We start from the raw sequence: 23,547 nt of genomic DNA on the forward strand, positions 1-23,547 counted from the left end.
TCGTCGTCTTGGATAATCTCGGCAGCCACAGGAGCAAAGCGGTTCGCCAGCTGATCCGTTCGGTCGGCGCCAAACTCTTCTTCCTGCCAAAATACTCGCCCGACCTGAACCCGATCGAACAGGTCTTTGCCAAGCTCAAGCACCTGCTTCGCAAAGCTGCCGCGCGAACCGTGGACGCGGTCTGCGCCGCAATCGGCCACGCACTCGATGCCTTCACCGCCGAGGAGTGCGCCAACTACCTCAAAAATTCAGGCTATCGAACTTAATGCCATCACGCTTTAGCGCCAGCAGAATCGCTCGGACGTCCATTGACTCAAATGGAACAAATATAGAACATGGAGACATGTGCGCCGCTCCCGAACCTGCTGCGCGTACCGAGGGCGATCTCGAGCTCGCCGCCGATCAGGCCATCGAAGCCTGCGGTGGGGACCCCCGCGAGGCGGTCAAGGCGTTGTTGATCGCCATCGACTTTCTCGAGTCCGTGGCCAACGAGCTGCGCGCGGCGATCTCGATAGGATATTCACGCGGGAGGCTTGGCCCGCAACGCAAACGCAAGGAGTGACTGCGATGGACGTCACCTACTATGTGGCATTGCCGTTCGTCATGGCGGAGACGGGGTCGCGCCTGGCGAAGCGGTGGAGTGCCTGAGCGCCAACGCCGCCGTCACGCGCGCCGAAGCGCTCTCTCGGAAACCAGGCTGCGCCGGCGCGATCGCCTTTTCGCGGACCGGAGACCCGTCCAGCGGGGAATTCGGCGATGCCAAGCTGATCAGGAAGTTCGGCGAGGTGCCTGACGATCTCAGCGCGCTGTGACCCAAGGAACTGGCATGATTCCTCGCTCGGCGCGGCCGCATCTCCCGGTTCGAGTAGGCTGAGCGCGGTTTCGATCTGCGCGAGCAGCCGTTCGATTTCCGCGCGTTCGTTCGGGCCCGGATCGCTCTCGAGCTGCTCCGGGAGCCGCTCCTTCCGCGCGAGCAGCTTTGCGACCGTCGACATCGCCTCCCAATATTGGCATCTACAAACGAGTTGGTGCGCCTACGACGAACTTGCCACTTCTGGCTTGCTAGGCCGGGTCGTGCCGGGGCCGATTTTTCCGGGCCACTATTTCGCTGGCGGCCGCAGCGGGCCGTCCCCCACTTCCGGGCGGCCGCATCGTGCAGCGGATCGTCGTCGCTACCCAATCAGCTGCGAACGCCTGATTCTCCTTCGATGGCAGCCTTGACATGATATGCGTCGCCAGGGAACCGTCCGAGGATGTTCCGCTTGCAGCAAACAGCCGTCCTTCCCCTGGCCCTACTCATCGGCACCCATGCTGGTCACGCTCTTCGCCATGCGAGACGCCGATGCGGTTGACTGACATGTAGGCCTTAGGAAGCGCTGCTCGAAAGCTGACAGTTGCTGAGCAACGGGATGCGCGATCGGCTGGAATGAAATAGGGCCGCCAAGGTCCCGCGGTGAGTCATCGTCCACTGCGCTTCCGCGCGCAATCAAGCACAACGAGTAAGGAAGTATTATCGTTCGCGCCAGGCTTTCATGATCTGATCCGAAATCGGCTTGACCAGGTACGACAGCGCCGTGCGCTCACCGGTCTGGATGAACGCCTCGACCGGCATTCCCGGCACGAGCTTGAGGCCCTCGAGCCGCGCCAGCTCCTGATCTGGCAGGCTGATTCGGATGGTATAGTACCCCGCTCCAGTTTTTGAGTCCTGCGTGACGTCGGCCGCAACCTCAATCACCCTACCATTCAGTTCGGGCGTCGTGCGTAGATTGAATGCGGCGAAACGGAGCAGCGCGCGCTGACCAACCCGGATTTGGTCAATGTCCTGAGGCGCAAGTCTGGCTTCGACGAGCAGCGGCTCGCTCTCGGGCACGATCAACATAATGGCATCGCCAGGGTTGATCACACCGCCCACCGTGTGGACGGAAAGCTGGTGCACGCGGCCATCTTGTGGCGCGCGAATATCGATGCGCATGAGCTGGTCCTCGGCCTCGATCCGCTTTTCCACCAGCTCCGAGATCTTGGCCCGGATCTCACCGAGTTCCTTGCCTACCTCGCTCCGCAGGTCCTGGTCGATCTGAAGGATCTGCAAGGCCGTCTCACTGATCTTGCCTTTCGCTTCTGCGATGGAGGACATCAGCGCGCCTCGTTCACCGTGCAACCGTGCCGCGTCGCGTTCCAACGCCGTAACCCTTGTGATGGGCACAAGCTTGCTGCGCCACAGCTGCCGAACGCCATCGAGCTCCTGGTTGATGAGTTCGATCTCACGCTGCTTAGCGGTGACCTGCTCGGTCATCCCGCGGATCTGCTCCTGCACCTGGCCAATGCGCTCGTGAAGCTGCGCCTTCTGCCCCGCGCGGGCAGCGTGGCGAACTTCGAATTGGGTGCGCTCGCCTTTCAGCACGGCCGCGACGACCGGATCGGAAGAGTGTCGTTCGAGATCATCCGCGAAAGTCACAGCCTCGCTGCCGTCCCGTTCCGCCTCGAAGCGGGCCTGACGAGCCGTGAGTTCGGTTAGGTTCTTGACGACCATGGCCAAGTTAGCCCGCGTGACGGTTTCATCAAGACGTATCAGGATTTCACCGGCTTTGACGGGTTGCCCCTCACGCACACGCAGCTCGCCGACGACGCCCCCCGTCGGGTGCTGCACCTTTTTCACGTTCGAATCGACCACAATGCTGCCGGGTGCGACGACGGCGCCTGCGAGTTCGGTTGTGGCCGCCCAACCACCGAGGCCTCCAACCAGAACGATGGCCGCTGCGATGCCAATGCGAAGCTGACGGTGGATCGCGGGCAGCGCCTGGCTTGTGAGCGCAACACTCATGAACCGATCTCCTGAGCGGGGCTTTCGAGAGGTACCGGCTGCACCGGCTTCGGCGCAAAGAGCTTTCTTGCGATCTGGTCCCTTGCCCCCAGCGCTCGCATGCGCCCTTCGGCCATGACCAGCAGTTGATCGACGGTTGCAAGCGCGCTCGCCCGGTGTGCAACAACAATGGCGATGCCACCCCGCTCGCGGACCGCGACGATCGCGCGGGTGAGCGCCTGGTCTCCTTCGCCGTCCAGATTTGAGCTGGGCTCATCAAGCACAACCAAGAACGGATTGCGGTACAGGGCTCGGGCCAAAGCCACTCTTTGGCGCTGTCCGGCCGACAGAAATATACCGCCCTCGCCGACCCGCGTGTCATAGCCGTCGGGCAGGCGGAGAATGAGCTCATGGATGTTGGCCGCCTCGGCTGCCTCGACGATGGCTGCCGGATCGGGCTCTGATTCGAAACGAGCAATGTTCTGGGCCACGGTTCCTGCAAAAAGCTCGACATCCTGCGGCAGATAGCCGACGTGGCGACCAAGCGATTCAGGTCTCCAGTGCTGGATCGCGGCTGCATCCAGTCGTACGGTGCCTTGTGCAGGCGACCAGACGCCCACAATCGCACGTACGAGCGAGGACTTACCCGAGGCGCTGGGACCGATGATGCCGAGCGCCTGGCCCGCCTTCAACGCAAATGATACCTCCTGAACGACGAACCGCCGCTCCCCCGGGGGCAGCACTGAAACGGACTCGACCGCGAGCGCTTTGCAAGGCGGCGGGAGTGCGGTCGGCTGGTCTCGTTCCGTAAAAAAGGTCGACCACTGCTTGAACCGCTTCAAACCGTGTCGGGCGGTCACCAATCCTTTCCAATGCGCGACCGCGAGTTCGACCGGCGCCAGTGCTCGCGCGGTCAGGATCGAACCTGCGATGATGATGCCGGCAGTCGCCTCCTGATGGATCACCAGATAGGCGCCTACTCCGAGCACCGCCGATTGCAGCATCAGGCGGAGCACTCTCGAGATCGCGCTGAGGCTGCTTCCGATATCGGCGGCGCGTTGCTGGCTCGCCAAACAGGCCGCGCTCGCCTGGTCCCACAGTCGTGAGAGAGGCACGCCCATGCCCATCGCGCGGAGCACCTCGGCATTGCGCCGGCTCGCTTCTGCAAGCGCGTTGCGCTTGGCCGTATTTGTTTCAGCTTGCCGGGCAGGCGATCGTGTCAGCACGTCGGCCAGAATGGTCAGGGTAATTAAGATCAGCGCGCCCGCGAGCGCTGTCCCACCAATCAAAGGATGAAACAGGTAGCAGATTCCAAGATAGACGGGTATCCAGGGAAGGTCGAAGAGCGCGATCAGACCAGGGCCGGATAGAAAAGCGCGCATCTGGTCAAGGTCGCGCAGCGGCTGCAAGCCATCGCCACCTGAGGACGCGGCCTCGAGCGGCCATCGCACTATGAAGTCGTAAACCCGCGAGCGTAGCACCTCGTCCAGCCAACCGCCGAGCCGGACCAGCACCCGAGCGCGCACGACGTCCAAGATGCCCTGGAATGCGTAAAGGCCGAGGGCCAGCACGGCGAGACCGAGGAGTGTCGGAATGCTGCGGCTCGGCAGGACCCTGTCGTAGACCTGCAGCATGAAGAACGAGCCCGTGAGATAGAGCACGTTCACCAACGCGCTAATCAGCGCCACCCCCAAGACAGCTCCGCGGCACGCGCGCCATGCGGACGCTGAGTCCCCGTCCCGGCCCGGCGAGATGGAGCTGGAGAGCGAGCGGGGCAATTCCCACCTCCTCTGGCTAGCTATCCATCGACTGACATACTGCCAACGCGGTCAGCCGGTCCGTCTCTGCTTCCGACCGGCTGGCTGCAGCCTCAATCCCATTCCAAGAATCTCGCTCCGGCGCCAATGGCCTGCTTTGCCTCGCGGCACCGGTCCAACAGCGCACTTCATGTCACGCCAACAGCGCACCATCGTGGTGATGAGTCGGATCGTTCGGATCGGTGATGGTCGGCGAGAGGATCCACACCTTTCCAGTTCCGGGTTCTGCCAGGTTGAGCCCCGGCTCGAACACCCCGAAATCCACGATGAACATCGTGCCGTCCTGGAATTTGACGTCGATGGGCTTATTGAACCCGTTGGGGTCGAAGATATCCTCCACCGTATTGCTGGTGTGCGTGATGAAATCGGTCACGGCGCCGGTGGTCGGATCCACTTGGACGACCTTGTAGCCGACCAGGTCCTGCGCCCCGGTGACCGGCACGAACGAGCCGGTTTCGGCGACAAACAGATCTCCGACCGAACCGAACTGAGCGTTCGACGAGAAGTCGAATTTGTTGGCCGATGAGTGATATTCGAACTGGGCAACAGCAGGTTCGACCTGCAGGCTGTTCCGGAAGTTCTCATCCAGGACAAACCCAGGAGGCGGGATTGGAAGCTCGCCTTGCGCGAACAGAGGATCGGTGACGGGCAGCACTGCCCCTGTAATCGGATCATGGAAGAAATCAGGCCATCCGAAAAACTCCGCTGTCCCACCCGTGTTCAACGCGAACAGATCGTCGAAGTCGTTCGCGATCGGCCGCGACTCGACGACGTGCAGCCCATCCAGCGGAGCCGACCGGATATCAGCGCCGTTGTTGGTCGCGAACAGCAGATCGGGGTTGGACGGGTCAAAGCCGATCCCGAACGGATTGCGGAATCCCCAACCCTCGAGCCGCAGGGTCGACGCGGGATCATCAGCGGTCGGATCAAAGGAATAGATTGCAGCATTGCCTGCAATCATCCCTTCTTGCGGCGAATCCGGCGTGGCGGCGGGTATCACCGTACCTGGCGCGATCGGGCCTGAACCAAACGGCATGAATGGTGCCGTGACCTGATTCTCGGGGTTGAGCCCGGGCACCGCAATGGGGGCGTGGAATTCGGTGCCGTTCAGCACGACGTCCTGCGCGGCGAAATCGTGGAAATCAGGAAACTGCGTAAGCCAGCCGCTCACGAGCTCGTTGTCCGGTCCGACAACACTCGAATTCGTGGCACTCCCTTGTGAGAAAAAGAGGCGCCCCGAAGAGTCGTCGAAGGCGATCTCTTCGGTGTAGTGATCACCAGTTGAAGGTAGGTTCGTCAACACGGTCGTGAAGCTGCCGACCGGGTCGGCGGGATCGAATTTCGAGATAGCGCCGACCAGCCAGTCGTTGGCGCCGACCTGCCGGTGTGCAACCCAGATCTCGCCGTCGTGGAAAGTGATGTCGGTGATCGGTCCGGCCAAAACCCCCGCGGGGAGCTGATTACTGGCGAGCACCGGGATGGGATGCCCATCCGATCCGATCTGGACGATCTCCGGCACGGTGTTTGGCGTGGCGCCTGACTCGCTCACCCAGACATGACCATCGGAGAACGTGATCGCGGTCGGAAACGTCAAGCCGGTCGCAAAAGCCTGCAGCGAGTAGCCCTCTGGTACGATCACGTTCTCAGGGGTCAATTGATCATCGTTGTCGTGACCGTCGCCATTGTGATCGTCGCCATTGTGCTCGTCGCCGGCTTTGCCATTCGGTTGAATTTGACCAAGGCGCTCCAGCACTCCCTCGAGCCCAGCGTTCAAGAGAGAATTCAACGGCGGCGCGTTCTGATTGGCGAGTTGAGATAGCTCCGAAGCAGCTAATGCGAGGGCGCCCGATTGCGCATCGCCAACGCGCGCCAAAATTGCATCGAGTGCAGCATTGAAATGAGCATCGCTAGTCACTTGCATATTAGCCTCCTCCACAAGAGAATTTGGCTAACGAAAAAAGCAAGCAAACAAGCTCACCCGACGGTGAGCTGTTGCGTATTGCTATTTCAGCCAACATTCCTTCGCAAGTTAATTTTGCTCTCCCGCACGATGTGCCGTCTTAGGAGCGCAGATGCAGCAGCGAGCGAGCGACGCTGAAGTTCTGGTGCTCCGGCTGACTTATCTGCTGATCCCATCAATGCGGGGAAAGCTGATCGCTCGGCAGAGCTTCAAGCGCGCGGTCGGATGCAATGGGTACTATAATCTGTCTTATGGCCGAAGCCGGTATCGGAGTGATCCAAACGCCGAAGCTCAATGCACACCGCGAGCCTGTCTCTGCGCAAAAGAGGCAGAATTTCATCGTGAGAGGGGCACCGGGCGTACTCCTTAGCGCCCCACGTAAGATGCTCAAGTGGACTTCAGCGCACCATTCATGCCGTTCGGGTAGAATCCTCCTTTGCTCACGCCCTGCTTGTCGGTGAGATAAACGATGTGCAGTACCTCCTGCGGCGTGCGATGGAAGGCGATGGCATCGGGCGTGGACGGAACCACGTTTGCCTTGCCGTTCACCCGGATACCTTGGTCTTTGTCATCTGGCCCGTCCACTTGGTCTCGAGCATCGGAGATCGCATTGGCCGCCGTCCAAGCTTTCTCTCCCATGAGGTATAGCTGCGATCGTGCCATGCCCATGTGATAGGCCTCGACCGCCAGGATGCCAGCGGCTGCTTCCACGAACTCCTTGTTCTTCAGCAGCGGTGCAGCACCGGCATAGGCCGTCACGCCCACGTCCTCGAACAGCATGCCGCCGAGCAGGACGCTCATGTCGTCCGCAAACGGGTCGAAATCGGCGGGAAGACCGGCGGCCTGAGCCGCTGCCTTGAACCCCGTCTCGAAGTCGATCGCCGGGCGCGATATGGCGCTCCTGCCGAGCGTCTTGCGGTAAAAGCGGACGTGGGCCAGCTCGTTTTCCGCCAGCTCTTCGACGAATTCCCGGATGGCCTGGTTTTCCAACTTGGCCTGATGTCCGCCGACCACACTTGCCGCATCGGAGCCTGCATCCGCATCCGAGATGCCTTTGCCGGTGGTGGCGCGGAGGTAGAACTCGGCTTCCATGTACTCGAGATTCAGCGCAAAGGTGAAGATATCCTCGTCATGGATGGCCGGCTTTTCGCTCAGGCCGACGCCGGTCGTCTGATGGCTCTTTTTCTGCGCGTAGGCTGGCGGCAGCAGCAGCCCGCTCAATCCGAGGAAGGACAAACCGGCAAGCGACTGCCGGCGTGAGAACTCCAATATCTGCTTGTTCATGGCGAAGCCTCATGAGGTAGCGCCCCCGCCATGCTCCGACAGCCGTGCACGCGCGTGCGCAGGCTGCCAAGGCAATGTTCTGACCACGACGCCGTTCCTAGCGCCTAGAGCTGCAGATAGCTCCGGTTGGAAATCCTTCGCTCATGGGCCCGGACGGACCGACAGGAACTTGTCCGCCGACCGACCATTGTCCCGGAAAGTTCCATTCGCTGATGTATTTGGAGATGCTTCATGAGCATCAACCCGAAGAGCACCGCCAAGATCGGCGAACACCCGCTCCATCCCATGCTGATCCCATTTCCGGTCGCATTTCTGGTTGGCGCACTCGTTAGCGATCTGATCTTTGTTGGTACCGCTGACCCGTTCTGGGCCAAGGCCTCGATGTACCTGATCGGCGGGGCAATCGTGATGGCGCTCGTCGCTGCGTTGGCTGGCTTTATCGACTTTTTCGGCGAACCGCGGATCCGTCGCCTGACGGATGCCTGGTACCACATGATCGGCAATCTGACGGCGGTCGTCCTTGCGCTGGTGAACTTCGTGCTTCGATATAGCCAGGGCGCCGAGGCCGCGATCAAGCCTTGGGGCGTCGTGCTGTCATTGGTGGTCGTAGGCATCCTGCTGTTCACCGGCTGGAAGGGCTGGGAGATGGTCTACCGCCATCACGTCGCCGTACTGGATACCCCTGAGCAGAGGGCCAGTGAGCGCGGCCCTCGACGGGCAGCCTGAACATGCGTGTCCGCGGCTACCGGCTGGGCAAGGACAGGGTCCGCGGCCGGCCGAATAGAAGGGCGGCCGGCAGTTGGGCGGCGCTGCGGGAGCTTGCCGGCACGCTGCTGCGCGAAAAATCGTTTCTGCGAAGCGCCTATGCGTTTTTCAAGCAGAACAAGCCAGGCGGGTTCGCCTGCGTGGCCTGCGCGTGGACCAAGCCGGAGAAACCACAAACCATCGAAATCTGCGAGAGCGGCGGCAAGGCGACCGGATGGGAATTGACCCGCAAGCGGGTGCCGCTCGAGTTCTTCGCCACTCACCGGGTGAGCGGGCTCGAAACCTGGTCCGACCATGAACTCGAAAACCTTGGCCGTCTGACCCACCCGCTGAAATGGGACGACGCTACGGACCGGTACCTTCCCGTCGCCTGGGAGGAAGCGTTCAGCATGATCGGTCAGGAGCTGAGGAGCTGCGATCCAAAATCGATCGTGTTCTACATGTGCGGCCATGCGGCGCTGGAAACCGCCTACATGTATCAGTTGTTCGGCCGCATCGTCGGCAGCAACAACTTCCCGAACAGCTCCAACATGTGTCACGAGAGCACGTCGGTGGCCCTGCCCCAGGCCATCGGCGTGCCGGTCGGCACGGTGATCCTGGAGGATTTCGACAAGGCCGAGTGCATCTTCTTCTTCGGCCAGAACACCGGCACGAACAGCCCGCGTTTTCTTAATCCGCTGCAGCAGGCGAGCCGGCGCGGCGTTCCGATCATCACCTTCAATCCGATCCGCGAGCCGGGTCTCGAGCGCTTCCGGAATCCACAATCGCCTCAGATGGCGACGGGCACATCGACGCCGATCAGTTCGCAATACTACCAGGTGCGCGTGGGCGGAGACGCGGCCGCCATCCTCGGGCTTTGCAAGGCGCTGCTGACGATCGACGAGACTGCGGCAAGCCGCGGGCAAGCCGGCGTCCTCGATCATGATTTCATACGCGGGCACACAAGTGGCTTCGAGGAGTTTGTCAGTGTCGTGCGCCAGCTCGATTGGCCAGAGATCGAGCGTCGCTCCGGGTTGACCCGCAAAGAGCTGGAAGCGGTTGCCGACGTCTATGCTCGATCGAACGCCACGATCTTCTGCTACGGGATGGGGCTGACGCAGCATCCGGCCGGTGTCGAGAACGTCCGGCTGCTTTGCAACCTGATGTTCCTGCGCGGCAACATTGGAAAGCCAGGCGCCGGCATCTGCCCGGTACGGGGCCACTCAAACATTCAGGGGCAACGTACAGTCGGCCTTGCGGAGAAGCCCGAGCTCGTTCCCCTCGATACCTACGCGCGGCTCTACGGGTTCGATCCCCCTCGCGACAGAGGAATGAACACGGTCGAGACCTGCGAGGCGATTCTTCAACGCCGCGTCCACGCTTTCATCGGTTTCGGCGGCAATTTCGTCCGCGCCGTCCCGGACACCGCAGCCATGGAGCGGGCGTGGCGAGATATCGGTCTAACCGTGCAGGTCGCTACCAAGCTTAACCGCAGCCACATTGTGCATGGGAAACAGGCGTATCTGTTGCCCTGCCTGGGCCGCATCGAACGCGATGAACAGGCGACGGGGCCTCAAGCGGTCGCGGTCGAAGATGCAACCGGCTGCGTTCACGCTTCGATCGGACACGCCGAGCCAACAAGTCCGCACCTGCTCTCGGAGCCGAAGATCGTCGCGGAGCTCGCCAAGGCCACGGTGTCCGGAAAGGCTTCTGTCGACTGGGACGGCTGGGTGGCGGATTATGCGCGCATCCGCGAGGCGATTGCGTATACCCATCCCGAAATCTTCCACGACTTCAACAAGCACATGTGGACCCCTGGGGGTCATCACCGGCCGTTGCCAGCCCGCGTGCGCGACTGGAGGACCCCAAACAGCAAGGCCAATTTCCACGCCCCGAAGGACTTCTTCGAGCAGCATGAGGAGGTTCGGTCCGACGACGGCTTCGATCTGATCACGCTGCGAAGCAACGATCAGTTCAACACCACAATCTACGGCTTCAAGGATCGCTATCGCGAAATCTTCGGTACGCGCCAGGTCCTGTTGATGAACCCGAATGACATCGATCGGCTCGGCTTGCGCGCCGCCGATCGCGTGGACGCATATGGCGACGACAGCGACGGCGCCCACCGCGTGGTGGCGGGATTGCAGGTGGTGCCGTACAACATCCCGGAACGATGCTGCGCGGGCTATTACCCGGAATGCAATGCACTGATCCCGTGGTGGCACCACGCCAAGGACAGTAAGACGCCCGCAGCAAAGCTGGTGCGCATCCGGGTACGTCGAGCGGGCGATCGGCCGAATGCTACCGCCGTTCCGGAGACGAGCAGTCCGCCGGTGGTGCCGATGCGAGCAGAAGAGAGGGGTAAGGTAACGTGAGAGGCAGCCGCCGCCGTTGCGCGCGCCAGAGCGGGCGCAGCCGTGCCACACGGCGACGAGCGGCAGCGTGCATCGCGCCGATATCCGCGCAAGCGGACGGCGATCTCACAGCTCGCTGAGGCCGCGCCCGAGCTTCGGGACGGAGGCGCGTTCCGGGGTGAAGATTTAGCGCCGCACACGACGGCGTCGCAGCGGAAGCGACGGGCGATCACCATGAGCTGTACGACCCGCCGGAAACACAGCATTCGCCAAGGCATGGCGCTCTGAGGTTGGTCGACGCATATTCATTCTCCATCTCAGACTTCCTCTCTTCTTCCAGGCGAAGAATGTTCCGTTGCGCTTCATCCAGATGCGCGCGTGCGAAGAGGCCGGGTAGTGCCTTCAACGAGGTCGATACACCTTCACCTGCGCGGGAGTGCACCGCAACGGACGAATCCAACCACACTGGCTCGGGAACAAGTGGCAACTTAGAAGGTTGTGCCCCCGATCACGCTGAGCCGCGCGCCCTGGGCAGGCTTTTGTGCGTGCTGATGCAGCCGTGGATGGCGACCCTTGCTCGACCTTTGGTACAAGAACGCCGTCATCTACAGTTTGAACGTGTCCACGTACAAGGACGGCAACGGAGACGGCATCGGCGATTTCAAGGGGCTGACGGAGCAGCTCGACCATATCGCCCAGCTGGGCGTAAACTGCCTGTGGTTACTTCCGTTCTATCCGAGCCCCGGCCTCGACCATGGCTACGACGTGACCGACTACTACAACGTCGCTCCGTCGCTTGGCACGTTGGGCGACTTCGTCGAATTCAGTCACCAAGCGAGGCTGCGGGGCTTGAGGTTGATCGTCGATCTGCCGATCAACCATACCTCCGATCGGCATCCCTGGTTTCAGCAGGCGCGCGCCAATTCTTCATCACCGTATAGGGAATACTACGTCTGGTCAGCCGGAGAGCCGGAAAACAGCACGGAAGGAGTCGTCTTTCCAGGGTATCAGCTCAGCGTGTGGACCTACGACCTTTGCGCCAGAGCGTGGTACTATCACCGCTTCTACCAGCACCAGCCCGACCTGAACATCGGCTGCCCGGCAGTCCGTGAGGAGATCTTCAAGATCTTCGGTTTTTGGCTCGAGCTTGGCGTGTCGGGCTTCCGCATCGACGCTGCGCCATTCGTCGTGGAGGAAGTACGGCCCGACCGTCCGCCGACGCGACGCTATGAATTTTTTGCCGAGCTTCGCAATTTCCTCTCCTGGCGGAAAGGAGACGCAGTTCTATTGGCGGAAGCCAACGTCGCTCCGGGCGAGCTGAAGCACTATTTCGGGGATGGATCGCGAATCCACCTCCTCTTCGCGTTTCTCATCAACCAGCACCTTTTTCTTGCGCTGGCGCGCGAAACCTCCGAGCCCTTGCGGCGCTGTCTGACTTCCCTGCCGCGGCCGCCGCAGTTCGGACAATGGGCTCAGTTCCTGCGCAATCACGATGAGCTGGACCTCGGACGTCTGACTGCCGAAGAGCGCGAGGAAATCTACACCCAGTTCGCCCCCTCGCGCAAAATGCAGCTCTACGGGCGCGGAATTCGCCGCCGCTTGGCGCCCATGCTCGGTAACGATCGCAGGCGCATAGAGTTGGCTTTCAGCCTGCTCTTCAGCCTTCCGGGCACCCCGGTCGTCTATTACGGAGACGAGCTGGGAATGGGTGACGATCTCGCACTTCCGGAACGATGGCCCCTGCGCACCTGCATGCAGTGGACCGAAGACCAGAACGGCGGATTCTCCTCGCGAGCCCCGGATCATTTGCTGCATCACCTGATCCAAGAAGGCCCCTACGCGCCGGCGAAAGTCAACGCGATCGCGCAACAGCGCGACCCGGACTCGCTGTTCAACTGGCTTCGCCGGCTCGTGGAAATGCGCCAGTCCTGCGCCGAAATCGGTTGGGGTGAGTGGACGCTGCCCGAAGCCGATTGTCAGTCGGTTCTCGTCCAGCAGTTCGTGTGGGAGAGTCGATCAGTGCTCATCCTGCACAACCTGTCGCATGTCGAGTGTACCACCCACATCAGGGACCTTTCGAAGGGGAAGAAGCTGACGGACCTATTCGGCAATCGCATCTATCCATCGAAGCCGGATGCCGAGAGCGCGATCGAGCTTGATGGTTACGGATATCGCTGGTTTCGCCTGGAGTAGTTTGGTTCTCGGCGACGCTCTGCGATACAAAGCAAGAAGGGCCCCGGAGCGCCTTCGACTGCAACGGCTGGAGGCCGCGCCGTACCGGAAGCGATCGAACGAGGTGCTCCGTTCTCGAAGCCTTCGCGCTCGCCGGTTTGTCCTCACGCTCGGGGTCCTCCGCGAGCGACCAGCTCGCGATAGCGGTTTTCGTATTCCCTCGCCATTCGGCTCGCGGCGAAGCGCTCCTCGAACCTGGCGCGGACCTTTCTTCTGTCCAGCCGGACGACTTCCTTGACCGCTTCGATCGCCTGTTGCTCGCCGTCCACGATGAAGCCGGTGACGCCGTCCTCCACGACTTCCGGCACAGATCCAGAGCGGTAGGCGATCACGGGCGTACCGCAGGCCATCGCCTCGATCATGACGAGCCCGAAGGGTTCGGGCCAGTCGATCGGGAACACCAAGGCGGCGGCGCCGGCCAGGAAGGGCTGCTTTCGGATTTCGTCCACCTCGCCCACGAGCTGGATGTTTTCGCCGTCAATCTCGGGTTCGAGCTTCTTCTTGAAGTAGCCCGTCTCCGCGCGGGGTATCTTGGCCGCGATCCGCAGGGGTATCCGGACTGCGCGTGCGATGCGTATGGCCTCTTCCGGCCCCTTCTCGGCCGTCAGCCGCCCCAGAAAGGCCAGGTACGAACCGCGTTCGTAGGAGGGCCGAAACAGATCCTTGGGCAGTCCGTGTTGAATCGTGGCGATCCAGTTCGCATCCGGAAGCGGACGCCGCTGGTTGTCGGAGATGGAGACGAAAGGAGCCTTGGGGAAAGTTCCGATCACGTCGGACAAGCCCGGCAGGTCGAGCCGGCCATGCATCGTCGTCAGAAAAGGCACGCCGGACCGGCTCAGGACTGACAGGGGCATCCAGTCGACATGGGAGTGGATCACGTCGAAGTCGCACGCGCGCTCGGCGATGGCCTCGATCAGCAGCGCGCTGGCGGCGTTCGGATCGACGCCCCTTCGCCCCAGCCGCAGCGCGCGCGGCCACACCACGTGAAGCTTGCCGCTCGTCCGTGAGTCACCGCTCGCGAACAACGTGACGTCATGTCCAAGCTCGACCAGCTCGTCGACCAGCCAGGCGATCACCCGCTCCGTGCCGCCGTAAAGCTTCGGAGGGACGCTCTCGGCCAACGGAGCAAGCTGGGCAATCCGCATCGGCTAGGCCCCGAACGCGCATCGCAGGGCCGTCACGATGACCGCCGAAAAGAGATACGAGATGGCGAGCAGCGTCCAAATCGGCCTTGTGCTTCCGCGGGCTACGCGCGCGACGAGCATCTTCAGGCCGGTCAGCATTCGTCCGCGGGAAGCCGGTGCAGGTAGGCGAGGCCGAAGCTGCTTGCCAGTTCTTCGGCATCGCCTTTGCGGGCTTCCCATCTCCCTTGCAGATGACGCTCGAGCAGACAGCGGCGACTGTCCTGAGCACCGACGTCAGGAAGCATCGCCTGGTACGCCGTCCAGGCCGTCTCTCCCGCCCTTCTCGCCGCGACTTCGTCGGCCATCCATCACGCTCCGGAGATCGCATCAAGTGTCGATGCCAACTCTGCGCGAGGGCGAAGGTTTCCGGTTTTTCCCGACAGTCATCGAGCCGCTTCCGGAGCGACTCTAGGCGGCGCACCACACCAGCGAATGGCTCGTCAGGCGACCGGCACGCCGTAATAGGCGTTCACGGAGCGCGTCGTCGCCGGGTCGCTCCAATTCCAACTGCTCTCGTCGGCGTATTTGGGGGCGCCGCGGAGCTGTTCCTGGGTGATGCCGGTGACGTAGCCGCCGAGGTTAGTGTCGTATTTCAGCGCCTGCCAGGGCAGCGGATAGTGATCGTCGCCGATGCCGAGCAGGCCGCCGAAGCTGAGCACGGCGTAGGACACCTTGCCGCTGACTTTGTCGATCATGACGCGCTCGATATAGCCGACCTTTTTCCCCGTCGGCCCCGTGTGCCCTCCACCTTGTCGCTGCCGATCAGGCTGAACGTCTCGCGATCTTCCATGGCCATGTTCACCTCCTGGATGTTGTCTCCGGAAATCAACGGTGCCACGATGCCTCCGTTCCCGGCACAGTCCGCAGCGAAATGATCTCCAAGATAGAGCGGCGCGGTCGGATGATGCGCCGCAATGCGTGCCGGAAGTCGGCGAGCGGAGGTCGAGGATGGAGCTGGCCGATCTGGAGCGCGAGTTTTTGAGGAAGCTCCTCGGCGAATCCTGGGTCAGCCCGCCGACGTTCGACCTCGAAATCGTGGGTCGTTCCGCTGCGGGCACGTTCCTGACTGCAGCTCCGCGATTCGCTCATGGGCAGCGGAGCCGACCTCGTCGGCGGAGAGCCGCCACCCGCCCCTCGCGTCAAGGAGCAAGTCGCTGGCCTCCGAGCCCTAGTTGCGTGGTCGATCGGTTCGCAAACACCGCATCCGCAGCGAGCGTTAAGCAAGTCCTATCAGCTCGCAATAGCGGCAACTGAGGAGATGATCGAGAACCAGTTCAGCGAGATCGACAACAACGTGTCCTTCGCTCTGCCGTCACCTCCGCCTACGGCGTCGAGATCAATCCACTTCCTGTAGCAACTATCCAGCGGTTGCCCCAACGCACGATGGAGTCGATTCGCCCGAGGCCGGGGACCACATCGCCGCGTGCTGCCATTCGTATCCCATCAGGCCCTTCGAGCACCGCCGTTCCGCCGCGAACGTCCAGCACGGCCCAACCTCCAATGGTCGTTGGTCTTGTTTCGGGGACCGACAGGAGCGGCCCCGAAGGCGCGAGCGAGCCAGTCACAAACAGGTCTCCGTCGACAGCCGAAGAAGCTGGGTTTGAAGTTTCCGCCAATTGCGCCCGACTCGGCGCTTTAGCCAGAGGCTTCTGAGCAACTATCCCACTGACTGTGGAGGGCTGACCTACACCAGGCGGTGTTCGCGAACTTGACGCTATCTTTCGGACGCTTTCGGCTTTACCGCCGGACTTTGTGTCCGGCATGCGGCGCGAAACCGTTTCTACCTGAGCACTTGGGTTCAGCGCCGTGATAGCTGCAGGACCGTACCACGCACCAGCCCAGCCCAATCCGAAGCCTCCCGCCAAGGCGGCCACAACGAGCCAAGTAATGGATATTGAGTGACCGCTTGGCGCCAATAGCGCCAGGACCTCAGCTCGAGTAGAGGTCGAGAAATCAAGGTGATCGAGAGTGACGGGCCGTGTCTCAACCTCGCCACTGCCTTGATCCGCGACGGTCACGATCCTTTCCAAGGTATTCGCATGGTGCAATTGCATGCTCGGGCCCTTTGGGGTCGCCAATGATCATGCCGGGAACTAAACCAAGCCTTAACAGCCGATGCCCCTCCGCACGAATAAGACATCGGTAGATAGCGAAGAGCCGCCCACGCGATAAGAGCGGCCCGCCTGCTCGGCAGCCGCTGTCGGTCACTTCGCGACCGAGATGCGAAAGATGGAGGTCGACCCATCTCAGATGGGGGACTTAATCGCTACCTTCGAAGTCGCGACTTTTAATCTTGGGCGCTTGAAACTCTGCGGTTTCTGCTGGGGTTGTTTCTGCGGAGCAAGGAGAAACGCTGTTACAGGAGGAGGGAAACGAACGAGCTCAACCGGTCATTGGGCAGAAACGCTCTTCTGGCCGCCAGCCTTGCTGCCGGTCTTCTTGCGCTCTCGAGTACGGGCGCCTCCGCCGCGATTGCGTGTAGGGGAGAGGTTTGCTGGCGTGTTCATGCGCCCTATCTCTACTCGCCGCCTTCGACAATAGTCATCCATCCTGACTATTGGAGGCCCCCGACTCCGAGAATCGTCATTCGCGAGCACTGGCGCCCGATCGAGCGCTTCACACGGGAGTACATCGTGCGGGAGTATGGCAGTGTCGACGATCTTGAATGGTAGTCAAGTCGCATAGGCGAGTTGCCTGTGCCTCAAGCTCCCGCGGGTGTGCGAAGCCGGTGCTGCTGCGCCGTTGAGAGGGAGCAGGCCTACCCGCAGACAGAAGGACCCCAGCCGCGGGGCTGATTCGTGGCTGGGGCTAGTCTACTCGGCATCCATTGCTGGCGGATGCTCTCTGTTACCACGGCCCCGGTAGGCCTTCTCTTAATTGTGGCCCTCGCTCGGATCACTGGCCTTCTTTAATCTCGGTCGAGGTGGTGGTGCTCGTGATGATGATGGATGACGCCGCCTCCCGATTTCGCAATGGCCGATGACGTCAGCGACGTTGAAAGCAGCACAGTCACCGCGGGCGGGGTTACGGCCCGAACTTGCCGCACACCTTCAAGAACTCACGCCGATCTCCATCATCTGTGTCAGGCATAGCAGCACCCATCGTTTAAAACACCCCATACGAATTAAATGCTACAGGTTTAATTTATACTAAATAGGAGTTTAATCCGATCACGAACGTAATCTGGAGGGGTGAAGCGGCCGGGGGTCTTTCTTGCGACGCACTGATCTTGGCTGCCGTTGCAGGGTTCTTGTTAGAGGCGATCGGCAGGTACCACCGCTCAGGCTCCGCGCGGAGCACATTCGGCCCCCAGAGCCGCTCGCGGGGAGCCGTGTATTCGATCACGAACAAGACCAGAGACAGATCTGAACCGATACCCCGATTTGATCGACAGATACTTTTGATCCTGCGTGAACTCGGCGTTTCGCAAGCTCGTGTCGATCTCTACAGCGCGCTCGCCGAAGCTCTGCAGCGAAAGCTGATACGCCATCATGCGCAGCTTAGTTGGGGGGCTGCTCAGCTGCCAGGCCATCTGAGTGGAGTTGCTCATGAGTACTGAGCGGAATCCCGACCCTGCGATCCTGTTGTTCGCGATTGCGGTGATAATGGCGGCCCTCGCGGCATTCGTCACCACGTTTGAGCGGGTGGAGACCACCACAGCGAATCGCGACACTCCCTCCGGCACCACAGGCTTGGCCAAGCCTCCGCCGCCCCGAGATCGCGCCCCGGGCCAACGGGTACCAGGGAGGTAAGCACCGAACCCATTGCCGGCGCAGAGTGCCCGTCGTTGTGCTGCGACATCAGACCCACAGCCTTAAGGACCGGACTTTCGAATGAAAGCCAACTCGAAACACAAGGCGAAAGGGACGCGCAACGTCAACCTCTGGGAAGGCTCTTCGACGTTCACGCTACGGGGTTTTTTTGGGACTTGTGTGGTCCTACCTCCGATTGCATACTTTTCCCGGTGTCACCCGCATATTGTTTCAATAGTCATTGTTCGAGGCAGTAATGAGTAACCGAGGTCAGGTTTACAACCATTCGGCTATTCTGCGTGAACGGGTTGAGGGGCTCATCGCACTATTTGAGGAACTGCAGACGCTCCGACGTCGCCTGCGAGCCGCTAACGCGAGAAGGATTTGCCGGCGTATCCCCAAGGCCGTGCGGAGAAGGAGAGTCCTTCGGGGGTGATAATTACCGTTCAATGCAGCGATCGCGCGTCCCCGCTTCGACATTGATACGAACCCGCATCAGGTCTCTTTACGAGTACCTGCCTCAGCAGCATTGCCCGCAACACCGAAGCTTTGGAGCAACAGTTTCCTGACACTTTGACCAGCGCGCGATTCTTAATTTGCGTCGTGTGCGCGACTCAGACCTGCTCTCTTTAGTAAGCAGACAGGGGGCGGGGAATGATTGTACGCGCGGGGGCCGTTGTTGCGTTGCTGCTGATGCCGGTAGGGTCCGAAGCCTTCGCTTCGCGTCACCACAGACCCACAACGCGCATATCTTGCAGCGAGGTCAGATATTACGTCGCGAAGTATTCGGCACCGGTGGCTGAGATGTACGCTCGTAATCACGGCGCCACCGACGCACAAATCGAACGCGCGCGACGTTGCCTGGCCTCAAACGAGACTGCCGAAACCGACCGAACACGCGCATATACCGATTGAAGTGGTAATCGGCTCCAAACGCATGATGCCTGGCGTTCACCCCGGAAGCTTGGCCAAAAGTGAACGGGATTGTACTTCGCAACCTTCAGGGGCTAGTCGAGCCTTGCGGTCGCACCCCACACGCACCATGAATCCATCTCGCCGCCAGATTTGAGCCCCATCGCTGCCCAGGTCGGCGCGAAGGCTCATCCCGGGTGGGCGCAACACCGGGAGTGTTCGATGTCCGGTTATTTGCGATTGTGCTTCGTCGGTTTCGTTCTTGTCGAAACTCTTTCAACGGCTCCTGCGTCCTCCAATCCTCTTGCGGATATCTTCAATCCTGCTGCTCCCCAACCTCCGGCGACTTCTGCGCCGCAAGCGGAATGCGTGGGACGCCCCGGCAACTCGGCCCCGCCGGCCAGCATTGGGTCTATCAAATGGACGGGCACCGCAAATGCTGGTTCCTCGCGTGCCCAAAGCTACGACTGCCAGTTTGGACGAGAGCCGGACCGCGCGAGCCAGACAGCGCGAGGTCCTTGATGCGCGCGCGGAGTTGCTGCGCTCCGCACCGGTCCAGCCGCCTCAGCCGCCCCCTCCGAACTCAAGGTCGCTAATGCTGCATCTGATCTCGATGAGGACACCGCTCTGATGTCGCCGGCCCTCATCTCTGCGCGTGCGCACCGGCCCACGCCCAGCCAAGTCGATGTCGAGCAACTTCTCGCGGCCGCGCCGCCAATCGATGCGGTCACTTCGTCCGGACCTCCGAACATGCCGACGAGCGTGCGCCTCGCGGAGGCTGCTAACCAGGCGGCGAGCCGGACGGCAACTTGGCTCGGCGTATTTCTGATGATGCTGGGGATGCTCTCAATCTTAAGCGCGAGCCGCTCGCTTCGGTATGCGGTGAGATTACGCTACTGAAGCGCTACACTGTGGAGGAGTACCTGCACGGGGTGCCGTGTCACAGAAGCGTTCAGCGCGGGCTTGGCCTTCCTGAAGCGAGGTGGGACCGGTGAACAATTCCGCGTCGGAGTCATACTGGCGCAGGAGCGCGGCTGGCTGGAGCTGCATGAGAGTGGCACGTATGTGCGGCTGCCGTGGTAGATGCTAGATGCATTGGGCCGGTGAAGAACTGAATGAATTCAGCGATTAGACTAGTAGGAGCTGCGCTTGCTTCGGCGGCAGACGCCAACCTATCCGCCGAAGAAATAGTGTTTGAAATTCAGGGCGCCTTAATGCTGGCACGCTCAACGATGACGAGAGCCTTTCGTGAGAACCATAGAACGGCTCGGGTTGCGTCTGAAGCCTCGCAAAGTATCTCGAGCGCGCCGCAGTGCTTAGGTATCGTCAAACGCTTAGATGCGGCCCGCCGAAAGAGCGAAGAAGTAGCGAGGCGCGCGTCCCTAGCCGCAACGCGTTGCAGTATTGCTGTTGTGGGCCGTTCCCGCGGTGATCGTCATCGGCGGCGCCAGCTATTGGTTAGTTCACATGTGCTGAGCGAATAGCAGCTCGCTTCGGAAACGACTCGCCCGATTGCTTGGACGGGCCGTTTCTATCGGGGCAACATGCGAAGAACTTAGGGTGAGCAAATCTAGTCCGCTATGCGCCGACAAGCAGACCTCCACCAGAGGGGCCGCCACTTGGCTGATGGGCCAATTGCGGCCGCTCCAAACGTGCATTCGCGCGAGGCGCCAGCCACCTCACAGCACCAGCTTGGTCAATTGCCGTAAAAATCACAGGACACGCACATATGACCAGCTTTATCAAAGTTCTTTTTAGCATCGTAGCCTGAGTCGCGCAGATTCCGCCTATAAAGTGCCGAAGCAGGCTGTTCGCCAAGACTACCGCCTGCTGGAACACCAACAGCCGCCATGCTTGATCCGACATGGTGCATTTTATGGAATGATGAACCATGACGCTGTTTATGACCAGCATCAGCTGATACGACACCAACAGCTAATATAGCTGCAATAAGGAGTGCGGTCTTCATGATACACCTCCTGTAAGGCAACGTAGTTGTTGCCAAAGCAAGGAGTGCTCGATCTCGAGCCAGCGGTCTCCAATACGATGTAAGATGAGGGTCGGAGACGGATTGCAGACACGGGCCGCCCTCGGATGCGCCAAACAGAACCGCGCGCTCTGAACCGACTTTCTCCAAAATCGTCTGCACGTCGTGCATGCGTTGCTCAAGGGTGAAGATCTGCGATCCTGGGTCTGACATTCCGGTGCCGTTCATCTTTCAACAGCCCCAAGACGGCCCCGGCCGGGGGGCGGTTGAGGGTGAGGCCGGGGCCGCTGGAGGAAGCTTGGTCCTCGGTGTAGGAAAGGGCCAAGCGAAAACGAGGCTACTCGTCGCTCGTCGCGATGTCTGTACGTCTCAGCACTGTTCCCCGCAGGAACTTCAGCAGATTCGTAAAATCCGTGACGGGCTCCTATCTTCCGTCTATGCGTATGGCCTATGAGCTCTGCCTGGCGACCGCGGGCAAGCAGGTCCCACCAGGACCGGACTGAATTCATGAAGTGAAGCACGACGGCTACCGGATGCTAGTCATCAGGGAGAACGGACGCGTGCGCCTCCTCTCGCGCAACGGCACCGACTGGACGAAGCGCTATCCGAGGATTGTCGAGGCCGCGCTGAAGAACCGCCAGAGGCATTTCGTTGTTGACGGAGAGGCCGTGATCCTCGGAGGAGATGGCATATCCGATTTCAACGCACTGCACTCCCGCAAGCACGATCACGAAGTCCAGCTCTACGCATTCGACATTCTCGCGGTGGAAGGTGACGACCTGCGCTCGCTGCCTCTCCACATGCGCAAGACCAACCTAGAGCAGCTATTGGCGCGCCAGCCGGACGGGATAACCGTGGCGCCATTCGAGCGTGGCGAGATTGGCCCGGACCTGTTCCGAGCCGCCTGCCGGATGGGACTTGAGCGACTGGTCTCAAAGCATCGCGATCGGCCTTACCGCGGCGGCCGCCAACAATTCTGGATCAAGGTCAAGAACCGCAGTCACCCCGCAATGGGGCGAGAGCTCTGACACTCCGGAAGCGGTTGTCAGTTTCCTGCGGGTTGGGCGGGTACGCCATGGCCCAATAGGAAGGACCATCTGCCGCACCCGCTTCTGATTTAGATCAAGGCGGGAGTGCAAGGCTCCTAGCCGCAGACCCACACGAATCCGATTGGACTGCGGCGCCAGCAAGCGCCTACGCCGTATGGCCACCAGCGACCGTTCCAATAGCGCCTCCCAGTGCCGTACCAGACGCCGCCGTAATAGGGCCGACCAACGACAGCGGCTCCGCCCCGCGGGCCGACGACGGCCGCGCGGCCACGCGGGCCAACGACAGCAGCTCCGCCGCGTGGGCCGCGAACGGCCGCCCCGCGTGGGCCAACAACAGCGCCTCCACCACGCGGACCGCGCACGGCAGCCCGAGCCAAGTGCACGTTGGACGGCGACGAAGCAATCGCGCCGACCAGGTGCGGGTCAGCAGGAACGGCACGCGCACCATTTTGCGCGCCGAACCCGACCAGACTGACAAGTGCAACGGAAAACAGAAGAGCCTTGTGCATGTTTCAACCTCCAAGACGCCCCCCACGGGATAAGCCTATCCCACCTTGACGCTCGCGGGCGGTTTTTTTGCTCGGCACGACTTCGGATAATGTGTTCGCCAGCAAGATACCCGCGCTTGACGCACTCACATGATCACTTTACCCCCGGCGTGATCACGTTGGAGAGCATCAAGTGGCAAAAAAGACGAAGAGCAAGCGCAAAGAGTATACGAAGGAAGACGTCAAGCTATTGAAGGCACATTCCAAGGCTCGCACGCCGGTAGCCAAGCTCTCGAAGCTGATGAAGCGATCCGAGGGCTCGTTGAGGCAAAAGGCGCGAAGCCTTGGAGTTGGTTTAGGGCATCAGCGCTAACCTGCACACAAGAGGCGGCCCGCCAGATGTGGTCCGGCGGGCCTTACTTGCTACCGATCCGATCAGCGTTTACCAAAGTCCTTCCGAGACGATATCAACCAGACGGGTGGCCGTGTCGTAACCAATCGGAGCGTCGAGCGACCAGGGTGTCTTGATGTCACCATACGCCTTAACCGGATTATCGCGATAGTAATCCGCGATGAACTCTTTGCTGCGGGACGCGGCTTTCGTAATCCCGAACGGCTTTCCGTTATAGCGACGCAGGGCGTGAGCCTCGTAGATCATGCTGACGATTTCGATCTTGGCATCTAGAGGCATCCTGCTCGGCAGTAGCGCCATCAACTCATTGTAGCGCTTCTGCGTCCTCGTTCTCTTGTACGCCTTCACGGCGCGAGCGCGTCCGCCTGACGCCCATTCGTGGTGAACAGCTCTAAATTCCGGCACCTCTCTCAACGGCGGATGTGCGGGCGTGAGGATAAAGAAGCGAAAGCGCTGATTTTTTATCCGGAAGTACCCCACCCCATTTTGGGGCGCCGGCCCTCGTACTCGCGAGCGCCAAAAGAGACTTTTCGCTGCGGACGAGTTGAAAATCCACTGAACTTACCCACTCC

The 23,547-nt window shown here is 61.1% G+C and carries 16 protein-coding genes and 3 pseudogenes; 8 read left to right on the forward strand and 11 right to left on the reverse strand.

Features of this window, described 5'->3' with window-relative positions:
* The 3 genes and pseudogenes from YU9_RS0134280 to YU9_RS50425 form a co-directional block, all read left to right on the forward strand.
* Positions 1-266 (forward strand): transposase (locus tag YU9_RS0134280; RefSeq protein WP_027576814.1); only part of this gene is annotated, 266 nt, incomplete at its 5' end.
* Between the two features lie 77 nt (positions 267-343).
* On the forward strand, positions 344-562 hold the full coding sequence (locus YU9_RS0134285) for a hypothetical protein (protein WP_027576815.1): 219 nt from the start codon (positions 344-346) through the stop codon (positions 560-562).
* 5 nt (positions 563-567) lie between these two features.
* A pseudogene (locus tag YU9_RS50425) lies at positions 568-812 on the forward strand (hypothetical protein).
* Between the two features lie 698 nt (positions 813-1,510).
* Here YU9_RS50425 and YU9_RS0134295 read toward each other — a convergent pair.
* The 4 genes from YU9_RS0134295 to YU9_RS0134310 all read right to left on the reverse strand — a co-directional run bounded on the left by YU9_RS0134295 (position 1,511) and on the right by YU9_RS0134310 (position 7,861).
* Positions 1,511-2,821, reverse strand: a complete 1,311-nt coding sequence (locus tag YU9_RS0134295) for an HlyD family type I secretion periplasmic adaptor subunit (protein WP_027576493.1) — start codon at positions 2,819-2,821, stop codon at positions 1,511-1,513.
* Positions 2,818-4,578, reverse strand: coding sequence for a type I secretion system permease/ATPase (locus YU9_RS0134300; protein ID WP_156952261.1), 1,761 nt, complete (start codon positions 4,576-4,578; stop codon positions 2,818-2,820). Before YU9_RS0134300 ends, YU9_RS0134295 begins: the two co-directional genes overlap by 4 nt.
* Before the next feature lie 172 nt (positions 4,579-4,750).
* Positions 4,751-6,538 carry a sorbosone dehydrogenase family protein gene (locus tag YU9_RS0134305; RefSeq protein ID WP_245266650.1) on the reverse strand — a complete coding sequence of 596 codons (1,788 nt, stop codon included), beginning with the start codon at positions 6,536-6,538 and terminating at the stop codon, positions 4,751-4,753.
* Between the two features lie 426 nt (positions 6,539-6,964).
* On the reverse strand, positions 6,965-7,861 hold the full coding sequence (locus tag YU9_RS0134310; RefSeq protein ID WP_027576817.1) for a ferritin-like domain-containing protein: 897 nt from the start codon (positions 7,859-7,861) through the stop codon (positions 6,965-6,967).
* 231 nt (positions 7,862-8,092) lie between these two features.
* Between YU9_RS0134310 and YU9_RS0134315 the strand changes: the two genes are divergently transcribed.
* The 3 genes from YU9_RS0134315 to YU9_RS0134325 all read left to right on the forward strand — a co-directional run bounded on the left by YU9_RS0134315 (position 8,093) and on the right by YU9_RS0134325 (position 13,152).
* On the forward strand, positions 8,093-8,587 hold the full coding sequence (locus YU9_RS0134315; RefSeq protein WP_027576818.1) for a DUF2231 domain-containing protein: 495 nt from the start codon (positions 8,093-8,095) through the stop codon (positions 8,585-8,587).
* 2 nt (positions 8,588-8,589) lie between these two features.
* On the forward strand, positions 8,590-10,980 hold the full coding sequence (locus YU9_RS43355) for an FdhF/YdeP family oxidoreductase (protein WP_063623782.1): 2,391 nt from the start codon (positions 8,590-8,592) through the stop codon (positions 10,978-10,980).
* Positions 10,981-11,532: 552 nt separating this feature from the next.
* Positions 11,533-13,152 (forward strand): alpha-amylase family protein, encoded by a 1,620-nt coding sequence (locus tag YU9_RS0134325; protein WP_027576819.1) that lies wholly within the window; start codon positions 11,533-11,535, stop codon positions 13,150-13,152.
* 143 nt (positions 13,153-13,295) lie between these two features.
* On the opposite strand, the gene YU9_RS0134330 is transcribed toward YU9_RS0134325, so the two are convergent.
* From YU9_RS0134330 to YU9_RS0134355, 5 genes and pseudogenes are all read right to left on the reverse strand, one after another.
* Entirely contained in the window at positions 13,296-14,336 is a 1,041-nt protein-coding gene (locus tag YU9_RS0134330; protein WP_027576820.1) for a glycosyltransferase family 4 protein, read from the reverse strand.
* 131 nt (positions 14,337-14,467) lie between these two features.
* Positions 14,468-14,680 (reverse strand): hypothetical protein, encoded by a 213-nt coding sequence (locus YU9_RS0134340; protein ID WP_027576821.1) that lies wholly within the window; start codon positions 14,678-14,680, stop codon positions 14,468-14,470.
* Between the two features lie 135 nt (positions 14,681-14,815).
* Positions 14,816-15,171, reverse strand: a pseudogene (locus YU9_RS43360) (PRC-barrel domain-containing protein).
* A gap of 2,112 nt (positions 15,172-17,283) precedes the next feature.
* Positions 17,284-17,465 (reverse strand): annotated as a pseudogene (locus tag YU9_RS50430) (hypothetical protein).
* A gap of 190 nt (positions 17,466-17,655) precedes the next feature.
* The gene (locus YU9_RS0134355) at positions 17,656-18,075 is read right to left on the reverse strand and encodes a hypothetical protein (protein WP_027576823.1); all 420 of its coding nucleotides are present in this window, start codon (positions 18,073-18,075) and stop codon (positions 17,656-17,658) included.
* Between the two features lie 1,594 nt (positions 18,076-19,669).
* Here YU9_RS0134355 and YU9_RS50440 point away from each other — a divergent pair.
* Positions 19,670-19,939, forward strand: coding sequence for a hypothetical protein (locus YU9_RS50440; RefSeq protein WP_027576824.1), 270 nt, complete (start codon positions 19,670-19,672; stop codon positions 19,937-19,939).
* Positions 19,940-20,735: 796 nt separating this feature from the next.
* On the opposite strand, the gene YU9_RS48390 is transcribed toward YU9_RS50440, so the two are convergent.
* Positions 20,736-21,008, reverse strand: coding sequence for a hypothetical protein (locus tag YU9_RS48390; protein WP_156952291.1), 273 nt, complete (start codon positions 21,006-21,008; stop codon positions 20,736-20,738).
* Positions 21,009-21,538: 530 nt separating this feature from the next.
* Between YU9_RS48390 and YU9_RS43365 the strand changes: the two genes are divergently transcribed.
* Positions 21,539-22,054: a DNA ligase gene (locus YU9_RS43365; protein ID WP_371259241.1), complete on the forward strand. Its 516-nt coding sequence runs from the start codon at positions 21,539-21,541 to the stop codon at positions 22,052-22,054.
* A 951-nt stretch (positions 22,055-23,005) separates the two neighbouring features.
* Here YU9_RS43365 and YU9_RS43370 read toward each other — a convergent pair.
* On the reverse strand, positions 23,006-23,455 hold the full coding sequence (locus YU9_RS43370) for a hypothetical protein (protein ID WP_027576827.1): 450 nt from the start codon (positions 23,453-23,455) through the stop codon (positions 23,006-23,008).
* Between the last annotated feature and the right edge of the window lie 92 nt (positions 23,456-23,547).

Origin of the sequence: Bradyrhizobium sp. WSM1743 (assembly GCF_000473065.1) — a bacterium.
In the GTDB taxonomy this organism is placed as follows: Bacteria; Pseudomonadota; Alphaproteobacteria; order Rhizobiales; family Xanthobacteraceae; genus Bradyrhizobium.

Bases quoted from the DNA above. Each gene is read 5' to 3' on its own strand.
- YU9_RS0134305 (WP_245266650.1), bottom strand. From the start codon at position 6,538: ATGCAAGTGACTAGCGATGCTCATTTCAATGCTGCACTCGATGCAATT.
- YU9_RS0134285 (WP_027576815.1), top strand. From the start codon at position 344: ATGTGCGCCGCTCCCGAACCTGCTGCGCGTACCGAGGGCGATCTCGAG.
- YU9_RS0134330 (WP_027576820.1), bottom strand. From the start codon at position 14,336: ATGCGGATTGCCCAGCTTGCTCCGTTGGCCGAGAGCGTCCCTCCGAAG.
- YU9_RS0134340 (WP_027576821.1), bottom strand. From the start codon at position 14,680: ATGGCCGACGAAGTCGCGGCGAGAAGGGCGGGAGAGACGGCCTGGACG.
- YU9_RS43355 (WP_063623782.1), top strand. From the start codon at position 8,590: ATGCGTGTCCGCGGCTACCGGCTGGGCAAGGACAGGGTCCGCGGCCGG.
- YU9_RS0134310 (WP_027576817.1), bottom strand. From the start codon at position 7,861: ATGAACAAGCAGATATTGGAGTTCTCACGCCGGCAGTCGCTTGCCGGT.
- YU9_RS48390 (WP_156952291.1), bottom strand. From the start codon at position 21,008: ATGAAGACCGCACTCCTTATTGCAGCTATATTAGCTGTTGGTGTCGTA.
- YU9_RS0134295 (WP_027576493.1), bottom strand. From the start codon at position 2,821: ATGAGTGTTGCGCTCACAAGCCAGGCGCTGCCCGCGATCCACCGTCAG.
- YU9_RS0134315 (WP_027576818.1), top strand. From the start codon at position 8,093: ATGAGCATCAACCCGAAGAGCACCGCCAAGATCGGCGAACACCCGCTC.
- YU9_RS50440 (WP_027576824.1), top strand. From the start codon at position 19,670: ATGTCGCCGGCCCTCATCTCTGCGCGTGCGCACCGGCCCACGCCCAGC.